This window comes from Oceanicella actignis (genome assembly GCF_008124525.1).
Lineage (GTDB): Bacteria > Pseudomonadota > Alphaproteobacteria > Rhodobacterales > Rhodobacteraceae > Oceanicella > Oceanicella actignis.
Map to the genome: position 1 here is coordinate 73,060 of NZ_VNHJ01000004.1, position 12,911 is coordinate 85,970.

Sequence of the window (12,911 nt, forward strand, 5' to 3'; positions counted from 1 at the left end):
TAGGGATTTGCCCCTATCCTGTCCGCGGTGGGATGGATAGGGGAGCGAAGACCATGACCTCGCGCAAGGATTGCGGCGCGCCCGATGCGCGCGCCATCGCGGCGCCGGCGGGCGCCCAGACGCCCGGACCGGCCGGGATCGAGGCCGCGCTGCGCGCCGCGGCGGGTCTGCGGGCGCGCAAGGGCCGGCCCGCGGCGCTGGCGCTGATCGAGTTCACCCGCGCGCCCATGGGCGGCGCGCCCCTGGCGCTGCGCGATCTGCGCGTGTCCGACATCGCGGCCTTCATCGCCGAGGACGTCCTCGCCCTCATACTGCCCGAGTCGGACGCTCCCGCGGCGGCGGTGGCGGCGCTGCGCGTCGCCCAGCGGCTGATCGACGAGGACGGGGCCGCGGCCGCGCGCCTCGGGGTGACCGAGATCCGGGCCGACGACCGCTCGTTGTCCGAAGCGGCGGCGCGGGCGCGCACGGGGCTGCAGGCGACGCTCGAGCCCTGCCCCGCCCGTCCCTCGCCGCTGGCCGACCCGCGCGACGGGGCCGGCGCCGCCCTCGTCGGCTGACGGCGCGCACAAGCGCCGGGCGCGAAGATTGCACGGTGACGCAAAGGCGCGACGCGGGTATCGTTCCCGCCCGAGAGCCCGGCGCGGCGCGCCCGGCTCCGCCGCGCGAGAACCGACAGAGGAGACGTCACCGCATGAAACTCACCCGAACGCTTCTGGCCGCGGCCGCCGCGCTGGGCCTGGCGGGCGCCGCCGCAGCGGCCGACAAGATCAAGGTCGGCTTCATCTATGTGGGCCCGGTGGGCGATTTCGGCTGGTCCTATCAGCACGACCAGGGCCGCCAGGCCATCGAGGCCGCGCTGGGCGACAAGGTCGAGACCACCTATCTTGAGAGCGTGCCCGAAGGCCCCGACGCCGAACGCGCCCTGCGCCAGATGGCGCGCGCGGGCCACGACCTGATCTTCGCCACCTCCTTCGGCTTCATGAACCCGACGCTGAAGGTGGCCAAGCAGTTCCCGAACGTGAAGTTCGAGCACGCCACCGGCTACAAGCGCGCGCACAACGTCTCGACCTACTCGGCGCGCTTCTACGAGGGGCGGCATGTGATCGGCCTGATCGCCGGGCGCATGACCAAGACCAACACCATCGGCTACATCGCCTCCTTCCCCATCCCCGAGGTGGTGCGCGGCATCAACGCCGCCTATCTGGCGGCCAAGTCGGTCAACCCCGACGTCAAGTTCAAGATCGTCTGGGTCAACACCTGGTTCGACCCGGGCAAGGAAGCCGACGCGGCGAACGCGCTGATCGAACAGGGCGCGGACGTGATCATGCAGCACACCGACAGCCCCGCGCCGATGACCGTGGCCGAGGAAAAGGGCATCTTCGCCTTCGGCCAGGCCTCGGACATGAAGCGCTTCGGCCCCAACGCGCAGCTGACGGCGATCATCGACAACTGGGCGCCCTACTATGTGCGCCGCGCCAAGGCGGTGCTGGACGGAACCTGGGAATCCGCCGACACCTGGGACGGCATCGCCTCGGGCATGGTCGCGTTCGCGCCCTTCTCCGAGCGCATCCCCCCCGAGGTGCGCGCCGAGGCGCAGGCCGCCATCGAGGCCATCGCGGCGGGCAAGCTGCACCCCTTCACCGGCCCGATCCGCCGTCAGGACGGCTCGGTCTGGCTCAAGGAAGGCGAGGTGGCCGATGACGCCACGCTGGCCGGCATGAACTTCTACGTCGAGGGGATCGAGGGCGAACTGCCCAAGTGATCCGCGATCGGCGGCGCCCGGCCGCGCGCCGGGCGCGCCACGCGAAGGAGCCGTCATGCGCCGCAAGCTTCTGGGAGCCACGGGGGTCGAGGTCTCGGCCCTGTGCCTTGGCACGATGTCCTTCGGCGGCGACGCCGACGAGGCCGAGGCCGCCCGCATCTACGCCGCCGCCCGCGACGCGGGAGTGGACTTCATCGACTGCGCCAACGTCTACAATGGCGGCGAGGCCGAGCGCATCCTCGGCCGGCTCATGGCGCATGAGCGCGACTCGCTGGTGGTGACGACCAAGTGCCACATGCTCGGCGGATCGAGCCGGCGGGCGATCCGCGCCCAGGTCGAGGCCAGCCTGCGCCGGCTGGGAACCGATCGGGTGGACGTTCTGTTCCTGCATCACGACGCCGACCCGGCGCGGCTCGAGGACCGGCTGCGCGCGCTCGAGGACATCCAGCGTTCGGGCCAGGCGATCTATCTGGGCCTGTCGAACTACCCCGCCTGGCGCGTCGCGACGGCGCTGGGCGTTCAGGCGCTACGCGGCTGGGGCCGCATCGACGTGCTCCAGCCCATGTATTCGCTGGTCAAGCGCCAGGCCGAGGTCGAGCTCATGCCCCTCGCCCAGGCCGAGGGGCTGGGGGTCATCCCCTACAGCCCCCTCGGCGGCGGGCTGCTGACGGGCAAGTATCTGCGCGGCGAGACGGGCCGCCTTGCGGTCAACCCCGCCTATCGCGCCCGCTACGGCGAGGACTGGATGCACGAGACCGCCCGCGCCTTCGTCGCCCTGGCCGGCGAGCTGGGCGTGCATCCGGCGACGCTGGCGGTGGCCTGGGCGGGCGCGCACCCGGCGGTGACGGCGCCCATCATCGGCGCGCGCTCGCTCGAGCAGCTGCGCCCCTCGCTCGCCGCGGCCGAGTTCGACATGACCGACGAGCTGCGCGCGCGCATCTCGGCCCTGTCGCGCACGCCGCCGCCCGCGACCGACCGTCTCGAAGAGGCCTGAGCCGCGCCCGACCCGACCCCCAAGAATGGAAGACCCCATGACCGGCGCCGCCGAACCCGGCGCAGCTTCGCAGGACGAGCGGCTGATCCTTGGCCAGACCCTGCGCCTGCGCGAAGATCCCTTCCTGGTCCCGCCCGAGGACTGCGCCGCGCATGACTCGCGCGGCGGCGTTCTTGTGCGCGAAGGCCGCATCGCCGCCGTCGGACCGGCCGACGCGCTGCGCGCCGCCCACCCGCGCGCGCGGGTCGAGGACATGGGCGATGCGCTCATCATCCCCGGCTTCGTCGATTGCCATGCGCACTATCCCCAGACCGGGATCATCGCCAGCTGGGGCAAGCGGCTGATCGACTGGCTCAACGCCTACACCTTCCCCGAGGAGCTGCGCTTCGCCGATCCCGAATACGCGCGCGCGCAGGCCGAGCTTTACCTCGACCTGAACCTGGCCAACGGCATCACCGCCGCCTGCGTCTATTGCACCGTGCACCCGCAAAGCGCCGACGCGCTGTTCGCCGCGGCCCTCGCGCGGGGCCTTCGCCTGTGCGCGGGCAAGGTGATGATGGACCGCAACGCGCCCCCCGGCCTGACCGACGACCCGCGCCGCGGCCATGACGAAAGCGCGGCGCTGATCGCGCGCTGGCATGGGCGCGGGCGGCTGGGATACGCGGTCACGCCGCGCTTCGCCCCCACCTCGACGCCCGAACAGCTCGAGGCCGCGGGCGCGCTCTGGGCCGCGCATCCCGACTGCCTCATGCAGACCCATCTGTCCGAACAGCCCGACGAAATCGCCTGGGTGCGCGAGCTGTTCCCCGGGGATCCCGACTATTTCGGCGTCTATGAGGCGCGCGGGCTGGCCGGGCCCGGCGCGATCATGGGCCATGCCATTCACCTGACCGAGCGCGAGCGCGCGGCGCTGGCCGAGACGGGAACCGGCGTCGCGCATTGCCCGACCTCGAACGCCTTCATCGGCTCGGGCCTGTGCGACGTGGCCGGGCTTGCGCGCAGCGGCGTGCCGGTGGGGCTGGCGACGGATGTGGGCGGCGGGTCGAGCTTCTCGATGCTGGCGACCATGCGCTCGGCCTACGAGATCAGCCAGCTGCGCGGCGCCCCGCTCCATCCGGCGCAGCTCTTGTGGATGGCCACGGCCGGCTCGGCGCGGGTCATGCGGCTGGACGACCGGATCGGGCGGCTCGAGCCGGGCCTGGAAGCGGACCTGGTCGCGCTGGACCTGGCCGCAACGCCCGTCGCCGCCCAGCGCGCCGCGCGGGCGCGCGACGTGTGGGAGGCGCTGTTCGCGACCATGATCCTGGGCGACGACCGCGCGGTGAAGGCCGTGTGGTCGGGCGGCCGGCCGATGAAGCGGCCCCCGGGGGCCTGAAGGGAAACGCCATGCGCACCATCTACAGCGAGGACCACCGCCTGCACTTCCCGCAGGCCGAGCTGCATGCCGGCCAGTTCGTCACGCCCTTCGAGCGGCCGAGCCGCGTCGAATACATCCTGGCGCGGCTGCGCGAGCGCGGCCTTGACGACATCGCCGCGCCCGATCCCGTCGCCATGGCGCCCATCCGCGCCCTGTGCCGGCCCGATTACCTGGCATTTCTGGAAAACGCCTGGGACGAATGGAAGCGGGCCGGCTGCGCGGGCGAGATCATTCCCGCCAGCTTTCCCGCCCGGCGCATGAACGCCGATCGCGCGCCCACGAACATCGACGGCAAGGTCGGCTTCTACGCGCTGGCCGCCGAGACGGCCATCACCGCCGGAACCTGGGCCGCGGCGCTGTCCTCGGCGGCCGTGGCGCAAACCGCCCAGCGCATCGTGGCGGGCGGGGCGCGGGCGGCCTTCGCCCTGTGCCGCCCGCCGGGCCACCACGCCACCGCCGACATGTTCGGCGGCTATTGCTTCATCAACAACGCGGCGCTGGCGGCCGAGGCCTTCCGCGCCGACGGCGCGGCGCGCGTCGCGGTGCTGGACATCGACTTTCACCACGGCAACGGCACGCAGGACATCTTCTATCGCCGCGGCGACGTGTTCTTCGCCTCGATCCACGGCGCGCCCGAGCACGCCTTCCCCTACTATCTGGGCCATGCGGACGAAACCGGCGAAGGTCCCGGCGAGGGCGCGAACCTGAACCTGCCCCTGCCCCCGGGCGCGGGCTACGGCCTCTGGGCCGAGGCGCTCGACTCCGCGCTGGCGCGCATCCGCGCCTTCGGCGCCGAGGCGCTGGTGGTGTCGCTGGGGGTGGACGCCTACAAGGACGACCCGATCAGCTTCTTCACGCTCGACAGCCCCGATTTCCTCGATGCGGGCCGGCGCATCGGGCGGCTGGGCCTGCCGACGCTGTTCTGCATGGAGGGCGGCTACGCGATCGAGGCGATCGGGGTGAACGCGGTCAACGTTCTGGAGGGATTTCTGGACGCCTGAGTGCGGGCGCGTTGCCGGGGCGCGCGCGCCCCGGCCGCAATTCACTTCTGAAGCTCGGTCCAGATGGCGGTGTAGATCGCCTGGATCTCCTTCGGGCAGCTGGGGCCGAAGCGCCCGGCGGCGGCCAGCTCGGCCGGCGGGTTGATCTCGGGCGCGTCCTTCATCTCGGGCGGCATGAAGGCGTCCGACCCCTTGATCCCGTTCGAGTAGCGCGCGAAGGCCGAGATCAGCGCCGCGTTCTCGGGATCCATGATGAAGTTCTGGAACAGCTTGGCGTTCTCGACGTTCTTCGCGTCGGCCAGCACGGCGACCGAGTCCATCCACAGCGGATAGCCCTCGCGCGGGTAGCCGTAGCGGACCTTCGGATTGGCCAGCCGCGCGCGGAAGGTCGAGCCGTTCCAGTTCACGCTGGCGACCCACTCGCCCGAGGCCAGCTTGTCGGTGGTGCCGTAATCCATCGACAGCCATTTGGGCTTGGCCGCGACCAGCGCGTCACGCGCGGCCTTGAGCTTGGCCTTGTCCTCGGTGCAGGCCTCGCCGCCGACATAGTAGAGCGCCAGGTTGATCACGTCCTGCATCTCGGGCACGACGTTGATCTTGCCCGCCAGCTCGGGCGGCGGATCGAGGAAGATGGCCGAGGTGTTGATGTCGCCGTCATAGGCGTCGACATTGACCGCCATGCCCGTCGAGCCCCACTGCCAGGGCACGGTGTAGCGCCGGCCCGGATCCCAGGGCACGTCGACCCAGACGGGATCGACGTTCTTGAAGTTCTCCATCTGATCGGGGCGCGTCTCGAGCAGCAGCCCCTTTTCGATGAAGATCGGCACGAAGCTGTGCGAGGGCACGACGATGTCGAAGCCGTGGCCGCCCGCCTCGACCTTGGTCAGGGCGGTGGTGTTCGAGTCGTATTCCGTGATGGTGACCTTGACGTCATAGGTCTGCTCGAACTTCTTGATCAGCTCGGGATTGGTGTAGTTGCCCCAGTTGTAGATGTTCAGGGCCCCTTCGGCATGAGCGGCGGCGGCGGCAAGGGCCGTCGCGGCCGCCAGGGCGGGAATGCGCATGACTTTCTCTCCTTGTCGGATGGCGGACCGGAGGGCCCGCCGGGTTGGCGCGGCGCGAACGGTTCAGGCCCGCTTTCTCGTGACCGCGAAGAACAGGCTCAGCAACGCGACCGTCACCGCCAGCAGCACGGTCGAGATCGCGTTGACCTCGGGCGTGGCGGCGCGGCGGATCTGGCCAAGCATGTAGGTCGGCAGGGTGTCCTGGCCGGCCGACTTGACGAACTCGGTGATGATGACGTCGTCGAGCGAGATGACGAAGGCCAACATCGCCCCGGCCGCGATTCCGGGCGCCAGCAGCGGCAGCGTCACGCGCCGGAAGGCCAGCCAGGGCGTGGCGTAAAGGTCGGCGGCCGCGGTCTCGAGCGTCAGGTCCATGCTTTCGAGCCGGGCGCGGATGGGCAGATAGGCGAAGGGCACGCAGAAGGCGGCATGCGCCAGGATCAGATAGCCCAGCCCCGTATAGCCGGTGGCGACCTTGATGGAGGAGAAGAAGATCAGCAGCGCCACGGCGGTGACGATCTCGGGCGCCATCAGCGGCTGGTTGATGATGGCGTAGATCAGCGTCTGCCCGGGAAAGCGTCCGCGCCGCGTCGTGCCCAGCGCCGCCATGGTCGCCGTGACGGTGGCGATGCCCGAAGCGGCCAGCGCGATGACGACCGAGCGCATGGTCGCCTCCTGCACCTGGGCGTTCTCCCACGCGGCGCCATACCATTTGAGCGAGAAGCCGCCCCAGACCGCCACCGAATCCGATCCGTTGAACGAATAGATCACCAGCGTGGCGATGGGCGCATAAAGGATCAGGAAGGTCGCCGCGGCCATCGCGGCGAAGCCGGGCAGCCTTGCGGCCGAGAATGGGCGCGCCCTAGCCATCGGCGCCCGCCCGCGCGGCGGCCCGCACATAGATCGTCAGCGCGCAGGCCACCATCGCCAGCAGGATCAGCGACAGCGCCGCGCCCAGCGGCCAGTTGCGCCCGGCGCCGAACTGCAGCTCGATGAAGTTGCCGATCATCATGTTCTTGCCCCCGCCCAGAACCCGCGGCGTCACATAGGCGCCCAGCGACGGCACGAAGACAAGGATCGAGCCCGCGACCACCCCCGGCCGCACGATCGGCAGCACCACCTTGCGCAGCACCTGCCAGCGCGAGGCGTAAAGGTCGTAGGCGGCCTCGGCCATGCGCATGTCGAAGCGCTCGATCGCCGCATAGAGCGGCAGCGCCATCAGGGGCAGATAGACGTAGGTCATGCCGATCAGCACGGCGACGTCGGTGTAGAGGATCTGGATCGGGGACGAGATCAGCCCAAGGCGCATCAGCGCGCCGTTCAGGATGCCCTCGTTGCGCAGCACCTCCATGATGGCGAAGGTGCGGATCAGAAGGTTGGTCCAGAACGGCACCGTGATCAGGAACAGCCACAGCATGCGCGTGCGCGCCGGGCGCGTGGCGATGAACCAGGCCGTCGGCAGGCCGAAGACGAAGGTCAGCAGCGTGGTCAGCAGCGACAGCTTGACCGAGCGCCAGAAGATCGACAGATGCGCGTCGGCAAGGCGCACCGTGCCGTCGAAGATGTCGCGCTCGAACAGGACGCGGAACCACGCCTCGAGCGAGAACTTCCACTCGACCCCCGAATATTCGCCGGGCTCGAGAAAGGCGTAGACGACGACGATCAGCAGCGGCCCCGACGCCCCCGCCAGAAGCAGCGCCAGCGCCGGCGCCGACAGCAGCCAGCCCTGGCGCGCGCGCCGTCTTTCCTCGGCGGTCATCGGGCGGGCGGACGCGCGGGCCGGTTCATGGCGTCCCTCCTCAATCTTCCAGCGCCTGGAGCGCGCCGGGCGCGAAGTCCAGCCCGACCCGCGCGCCGGGCTCGGGCATGCGCCCCTCCTCCAGCCGCGCGACGATAGGCGTGCCGTCGTCCAGCTTCATGTGGCAATGGGCGGCGGGGCCGAAATAGACGATCTCGGCCACGGTCGCCTCCAGCCTTCCCGCGCCCGGCGCGTTCAGGCGCAGGTGCTCGGGGCGCACGGTCAGCGTGATGCGCGCGCCCTCGGCCGGCGCGCCGCCGGGCGCGGGCAGCGCCGCGCCCGCGGGCAGATGCACCGCGCCGCCGCGCGCGACGCCCTCGAGGAAGTTCGTCTCGCCGATGAAGTCGGCCACGAAGCGGTTGACCGGCCGCGCGTAGATCTCGCGCGGCGGGCCGACCTGCTGCAGGCGGCCCCCGCGCATCACGCCGACGCGGTCGGACATGGTCAGCGCCTCTTCCTGGTCGTGGGTGACGAAGACGAAGGTGATCCCGGTCTCGTGCTGCAGGCGCTTGAGCTCGCGCTGCATCTCCTTGCGCAGCTTCAGATCGAGGGCCGAAAGCGGCTCGTCCAGCAGCAGCACCCGCGGCGCCGGCGCCAGCGCCCGCGCCAGCGCGACGCGCTGCTGCTGGCCGCCCGAAAGCTGGTCGGGGCGGCGGTCGGCCATCTCTTCCATCCGCACGAGGCGAAGGATCTGCGCCACGCGCGCGCGCGTCTCGGCGGCCGGGCGGCCCAGCATCTCGAGCCCGAAGGCGATGTTGCGCGCCACGCTCAGATGCGGGAACAGCGCGTAGCTCTGAAAAACGGTGTTCACGGGCCGCCGGTTGGGCGGATCGTCCGTGATGTCGCGCCCCTCGAGCAGGATGCGCCCCGCATCGGGGGTCTCGAACCCCGCGATCAGGCGCAGCAGCGTGGTCTTGCCGCAACCGGACGGGCCCAGAAGCGTGAAGAACTCGCCCTTGCGGATGGTCAGCGACACGTCGTCCAGCGCCCGCACCGGACCCGCGGCGCTGGGGTATTCCTTGCGCGCCGAGCGAATCTCGACCGCAGCGTCATCTTCGGTCAAGCGGCTCCCCCCGTCATTGCCCGGACAAAGGGTCGCAGGCGGCGTCGGCGGCGTCAAGCGCCTTGCCCGCCGGCGACGAGCGGCGGCCGGCGGTCGAACCAGGGGCGCGCCGCCTCGATCTGCCCGCACAGCGCCATCAGCAGCTCGTCCTCGCCGAAGGGCGCGGCCAGATGGACGCCCACGGGCAGCCCCTCGGGGGTCCAGCGCAGCGGCAGCGAAGCCGCCGGCTGGCCGGTGGCGTTGAAGGCGGCGGTGAAGGGCGAATAGGCGAAGACGCCGTCCGGCCCCATGCGGTAGGCGACGTAATCCTCGCGGTCATGGGCGAAGCGCCCGATCCGCGCCGGCGGCTCGGCCAGGGTCGGGGTCAGCAGGATGTCGTGGCGCAGGAAGAACTCGGCCATGCGCCGGCCATAGGCGTGGATGCGCCCGACCGCCTCGAGGTAGCGGTCGCCCGAAATGGTGCGCGCATGCGCCGCCGCGCCGCGCGCCACGCCCTCGACCTCGTCGGGCTCGAGCGGGCGGCCGCGCGCCTCGACCGCCTTGCGGATGCTCAGCGCCGTGCCGCAGGCGACGATGTCGGTCCAGGCGGCCATCATCCCCTCGTGATCGGCGTCGGGGCGCGCGGGCGTCACCTCGTGCCCCAGATCGGCCAGCAGGGCGGCGGCCTCCTCGGCGGCGGCGCGGCATTCGGGATGCACCGGCGCGCCGGTCAGCGTCGTCTCGCACAAGGCCACGCGCAGCGGCCGCGGCGGGCGGGCCAGCGCGGCGCGGAAGCCCTCGCGCAGCGGCGGCGCCCAGTAGGGCGCGCCCAGGTCCGGCCCCTGCGTCACGTCCAGCAACAGCGCCGAGTCGCGCACGCTGCGGGTCAGGAACCCGTCGATGGCCATTCCCGCCCAGCCCTCGCCCGCATAGGGGCCGTCGGGCAGACGCGCGCGCGTGGCCTTGAAGCCGAACAGGCCGCAGCTCGAGGCGGGAATGCGCACCGACCCGCCGCCATCCGAGCCATGCGCCGCCGGCACGACCCCCGCCGCCACCGCCGCGCCCGAGCCGCCCGACGAGCCGCCGGGGGTGCGCGACGGGTCCCACGGGTTGCGCGTGGGCCCGCCATAGACGGCGGCCTCGGTGACCGGGCCGATCCCCAGTTCGGGCGAGGCGGTGCGCCCGAACACCACCAGCCCGGCGGCGGCCAGGCGCTCGTAAATGGCCGAGTCGCGGTCATAGCGCGTCCAGCGAAAAAGCCGCGAGCCGTTATGCGAAGGGTAGTCGCGCGCCTCGGCGCCCAGATCCTTGAGCAGGAAGGGCACGCCGCGCAGCGGCCCCTCGGGCAGCCCCTGCGCGATCTTTCGCCGCGCGATCTCCTCGAACACCAGCGGCACGGCGTTGAGCGTTCCGTCCACGGCGCGCAGCCGATCGAGCGCCAGGTCCAGCAGCTCGTCCGGCGTCGCCTCGCCCGCCGCGACCAGCGCGGCCAGCGCCGTCGCGTCCATGGCGTCGTAATCCATCGCATCCTCCCTGCCCCGCGCGTCGCGGTCAGCCTATCCGCCGCGCGCGCGCCCGCGCAACGGCCTTGCCGAGGCGGGCGACGGGGCCATGCGCACATGCCGCTTCGCCCCCGGCGCCTTCCCCTGCCCCGGCTGCGATGGCCCGGCGGAAGGCCGGGCTCCTCCGCCCCCTTCAGCGCGCCCTGGCCGCTGCGGACGACGCGGCGACCGGCGCCTGCCGCCTCGGCCCGGCCTTGCGCGCGGCCAGGACGCGGGGCACGCAGCGGGCCGGGTCCTCGTAGATCGAGACGCAGTCGAGGCAGGCGAAGCATTCATCATAGCGGATGCGGCCGCTTTTCTCGATCGCCTGGTAGGGGCATTTCGCCCGGCACAGCTGACAGGGCGAACCGCACTCGGCCCGGCGCGCGATCCAGTCGCGCCCGCGCAGCAGCCCGCCCAGCGCCATCAGCGCCCCGAGCGGGCAGACATAGCGGCAGAACCCCTTGAACAGCGCCGCGCCCAGCGCCAGCCAGAAGGCGGCGTAAAGAACATAGGGCCACTCGCGGTCGAAGCCGACGGTGACGGCGGTCTTGAAGGGCTCGACCTCGACCAGCGCGTCGGTGGCCGAGGGCGAGATCAGCGCCGCCGCCGCCAGAACGGCCAGCACGGCGTATTTGACCAGCTTGAGCCGGCGGTCCCAGCCCTCGGCCACGCGCAGACGCGGCAGGCGCGCCGCGCGGCCCGCGTGGTGGGCCAGCTCCTGCATGGCGCCGTAGGGGCACAGCCAGCCGCAGAACAGCCCCCGCCCCCACAGCACGAAGCCAAGGATCGCCGCGCCCCAGATCATGAGCGAGAACGGGTCGTAGAGCAGGAAGGCGAAGCCGCCCCCCTGAACGGCCGCCCGCAAGGCGCCCAGCGCCGTGACGATCGAAAGCTGGCCCTGTCCATGCCAGCCGACGAACACGATCATCGCGGCCAGGAAGGCCAGCCGCGCGGGCAGATGCAGGCGGCTCGCGGCCAGGCGCCGCATCCATGGCCCAAGCGCCGCGAACAGCGCCAGCAGAACGACGGCCAGCGCCGCCAGATCGACCCGCCGCGCCAGCGCCGCCTCGACCCAGGGCGGCGCGGGCGCGGGCGCGGCCTGCGGCGCGCGGAAGAAGCGCTCGGGCGTGACGTGGGTCAGCTCGAAGCTGCGCGCGCCGATCTCGGGCATGAAGGGGCCGTGGCGGCGCAAGGCGGCGATGCGCAGCGTCCAGGGCCGCGCCGGGTCGAAGCCCAGCCGCCGATCGGTGCGCAGGATCATCGCGCGCGCCGCCTCGGGGCCGCCGGGCGCAAGCTGCACCTCCAGATCCGCGTCGCGCAGGGCGATGGGCAGGCCGTCCTGCTCGAGCGTGATCAGGTCGGGCGCGGTGTTGCGCACGAAGTCGTCGGACACCAGACCATGGCGGCCGGCATCGATGACCAAGAGCGGCTCGTCATGATCCGAGACGGCCAGGAAGGCGCGCAGCTCGGCCAGCGTTTCGGGCGCAAGGGCGGCGCGCGCCAGCGCGGGCGGGCCGACATCCACCACCCACAGATCCAGGAACACGCCGTCGGGGTCGGCCGCCGCCTCGGGGTCGTCATCCTCCCACAACGAGCCGGCGAAGGCCTCCTGCAGCTGGCGGTTCGTGACCGTCAGCCGCCCCGCCAGGCCCTGCGCCTCGAGCGCGGCCCAGTCCAGCTTCTCGTCATGGTCGGGATCGGGCGCGCGCGGCGGGCCGACGCGCAGGCCCTTCATGCGCTCGCGCGCGACGGCGAAGGCGGCGGCCAGAATGCTTTCATGCGCGATCCGCACCGAGGCGGTGGCCTTGGTCACCCCGTCCAGATAGGCCGCGCCCGAGCCCGCGCCGCCCTGCGCCCCATAGGGCACGCCCACGGTCAGGTTCTCGGCGATCGAGCGGCCGCGATACTGCTCGACGAACTTGTGGAACGGCGCCTCGCCCAACCCCGAGACGAAGACCGGCTCGTTATGGTCGATCAGCTCGACGTTCACAAAGCGCCCCTCGCCGTCCAGCGTCACCAGAAGGTCGATCGGCGCGCCGGAAAAGCCCGGAATGGGCGCAAGCGGGCGCGTTTCGAAGATGTAGCCCGCCGGGCGCCCGCTCAGATCGATGATCTCGTGCACGCCGTCCTCGGTCAGCCGCGCGCCCAGCCGGTAGGGGGCGGGCACGCGCGCGGCCAGCTCCTGCTCCGAGAGCAGGGGCGCGTTGTCGGGCTGCGCCGCGGCCGCCGGCGGCGCGGCCAGCGCCAGCAGCGCGAAGACGACGAAGGCGGCCAGACGAGCGATCATGG

At 71.9% G+C, this 12,911-nt stretch carries 11 protein-coding genes; 5 read left to right on the forward strand and 6 right to left on the reverse strand.

Going from position 1 to position 12,911, the window contains the following annotated elements; genetic code table 11:
• Positions 1–53 precede the first annotated feature (53 nt).
• The 5 genes from LY05_RS07425 to LY05_RS07445 all read left to right on the forward strand — a co-directional run bounded on the left by LY05_RS07425 (position 54) and on the right by LY05_RS07445 (position 5,174).
• Entirely contained in the window at positions 54–557 is a 504-nt protein-coding gene (locus LY05_RS07425) for a hypothetical protein (protein WP_148922690.1), read from the forward strand.
• 134 nt (positions 558–691) lie between these two features.
• Positions 692–1,762, forward strand: a complete 1,071-nt coding sequence (locus LY05_RS07430) for a BMP family ABC transporter substrate-binding protein (RefSeq protein ID WP_148922691.1) — start codon at positions 692–694, stop codon at positions 1,760–1,762.
• Positions 1,763–1,817: 55 nt separating this feature from the next.
• Positions 1,818–2,756, forward strand: coding sequence for an aldo/keto reductase (locus LY05_RS07435; RefSeq protein ID WP_148922692.1), 939 nt, complete (start codon positions 1,818–1,820; stop codon positions 2,754–2,756).
• Positions 2,757–2,793: 37 nt separating this feature from the next.
• Positions 2,794–4,131 (forward strand): guanine deaminase, encoded by a 1,338-nt coding sequence (guaD, locus tag LY05_RS07440; RefSeq protein ID WP_148922693.1) that lies wholly within the window; start codon positions 2,794–2,796, stop codon positions 4,129–4,131.
• 11 nt (positions 4,132–4,142) lie between these two features.
• The gene (locus LY05_RS07445) at positions 4,143–5,174 is read left to right on the forward strand and encodes a histone deacetylase family protein (RefSeq protein ID WP_148922694.1); all 1,032 of its coding nucleotides are present in this window, start codon (positions 4,143–4,145) and stop codon (positions 5,172–5,174) included.
• Between the two features lie 41 nt (positions 5,175–5,215).
• Here LY05_RS07445 and LY05_RS07450 read toward each other — a convergent pair whose 3' ends face one another.
• From LY05_RS07450 to LY05_RS07475, 6 genes are all read right to left on the reverse strand, one after another.
• Entirely contained in the window at positions 5,216–6,238 is a 1,023-nt protein-coding gene (locus LY05_RS07450) for an extracellular solute-binding protein (RefSeq protein ID WP_148922695.1), read from the reverse strand.
• A gap of 63 nt (positions 6,239–6,301) precedes the next feature.
• Positions 6,302–7,108, reverse strand: coding sequence for an ABC transporter permease (locus LY05_RS07455; RefSeq protein WP_170258882.1), 807 nt, complete (start codon positions 7,106–7,108; stop codon positions 6,302–6,304).
• Positions 7,101–7,997, reverse strand: a complete 897-nt coding sequence (locus tag LY05_RS07460; RefSeq protein WP_072745677.1) for an ABC transporter permease — start codon at positions 7,995–7,997, stop codon at positions 7,101–7,103. The genes LY05_RS07455 and LY05_RS07460 overlap by 8 nt, the downstream gene beginning before the upstream one ends.
• 40 nt (positions 7,998–8,037) lie before the next feature.
• The gene (locus tag LY05_RS07465) at positions 8,038–9,099 is read right to left on the reverse strand and encodes an ABC transporter ATP-binding protein (RefSeq protein ID WP_148922696.1); all 1,062 of its coding nucleotides are present in this window, start codon (positions 9,097–9,099) and stop codon (positions 8,038–8,040) included.
• 53 nt (positions 9,100–9,152) lie between these two features.
• On the reverse strand, positions 9,153–10,601 hold the full coding sequence (locus tag LY05_RS07470) for an amidase (RefSeq protein ID WP_148922697.1): 1,449 nt from the start codon (positions 10,599–10,601) through the stop codon (positions 9,153–9,155).
• Between the two features lie 172 nt (positions 10,602–10,773).
• Positions 10,774–12,909, reverse strand: coding sequence for a 4Fe-4S binding protein (locus LY05_RS07475; protein WP_148922698.1), 2,136 nt, complete (start codon positions 12,907–12,909; stop codon positions 10,774–10,776).
• Between the last annotated feature and the right edge of the window lie 2 nt (positions 12,910–12,911).

Excerpts from the sequence above, each read along its gene's own strand:
- LY05_RS07425 (WP_148922690.1), top strand. The coding sequence starts at position 54 with ATGACCTCGCGCAAGGATTGCGGCGCGCCCGATGCGCGCGCCATCGCG.
- LY05_RS07430 (WP_148922691.1), top strand. The coding sequence starts at position 692 with ATGAAACTCACCCGAACGCTTCTGGCCGCGGCCGCCGCGCTGGGCCTG.
- LY05_RS07435 (WP_148922692.1), top strand. The coding sequence starts at position 1,818 with ATGCGCCGCAAGCTTCTGGGAGCCACGGGGGTCGAGGTCTCGGCCCTG.
- guaD (WP_148922693.1), top strand. The coding sequence starts at position 2,794 with ATGACCGGCGCCGCCGAACCCGGCGCAGCTTCGCAGGACGAGCGGCTG.
- LY05_RS07445 (WP_148922694.1), top strand. The coding sequence starts at position 4,143 with ATGCGCACCATCTACAGCGAGGACCACCGCCTGCACTTCCCGCAGGCC.
- LY05_RS07450 (WP_148922695.1), bottom strand. The coding sequence starts at position 6,238 with ATGCGCATTCCCGCCCTGGCGGCCGCGACGGCCCTTGCCGCCGCCGCC.
- LY05_RS07455 (WP_170258882.1), bottom strand. The coding sequence starts at position 7,108 with ATGGCTAGGGCGCGCCCATTCTCGGCCGCAAGGCTGCCCGGCTTCGCC.
- LY05_RS07460 (WP_072745677.1), bottom strand. The coding sequence starts at position 7,997 with ATGACCGCCGAGGAAAGACGGCGCGCGCGCCAGGGCTGGCTGCTGTCG.
- LY05_RS07470 (WP_148922697.1), bottom strand. The coding sequence starts at position 10,601 with ATGGATTACGACGCCATGGACGCGACGGCGCTGGCCGCGCTGGTCGCG.
- LY05_RS07475 (WP_148922698.1), bottom strand. The coding sequence starts at position 12,909 with ATGATCGCTCGTCTGGCCGCCTTCGTCGTCTTCGCGCTGCTGGCGCTG.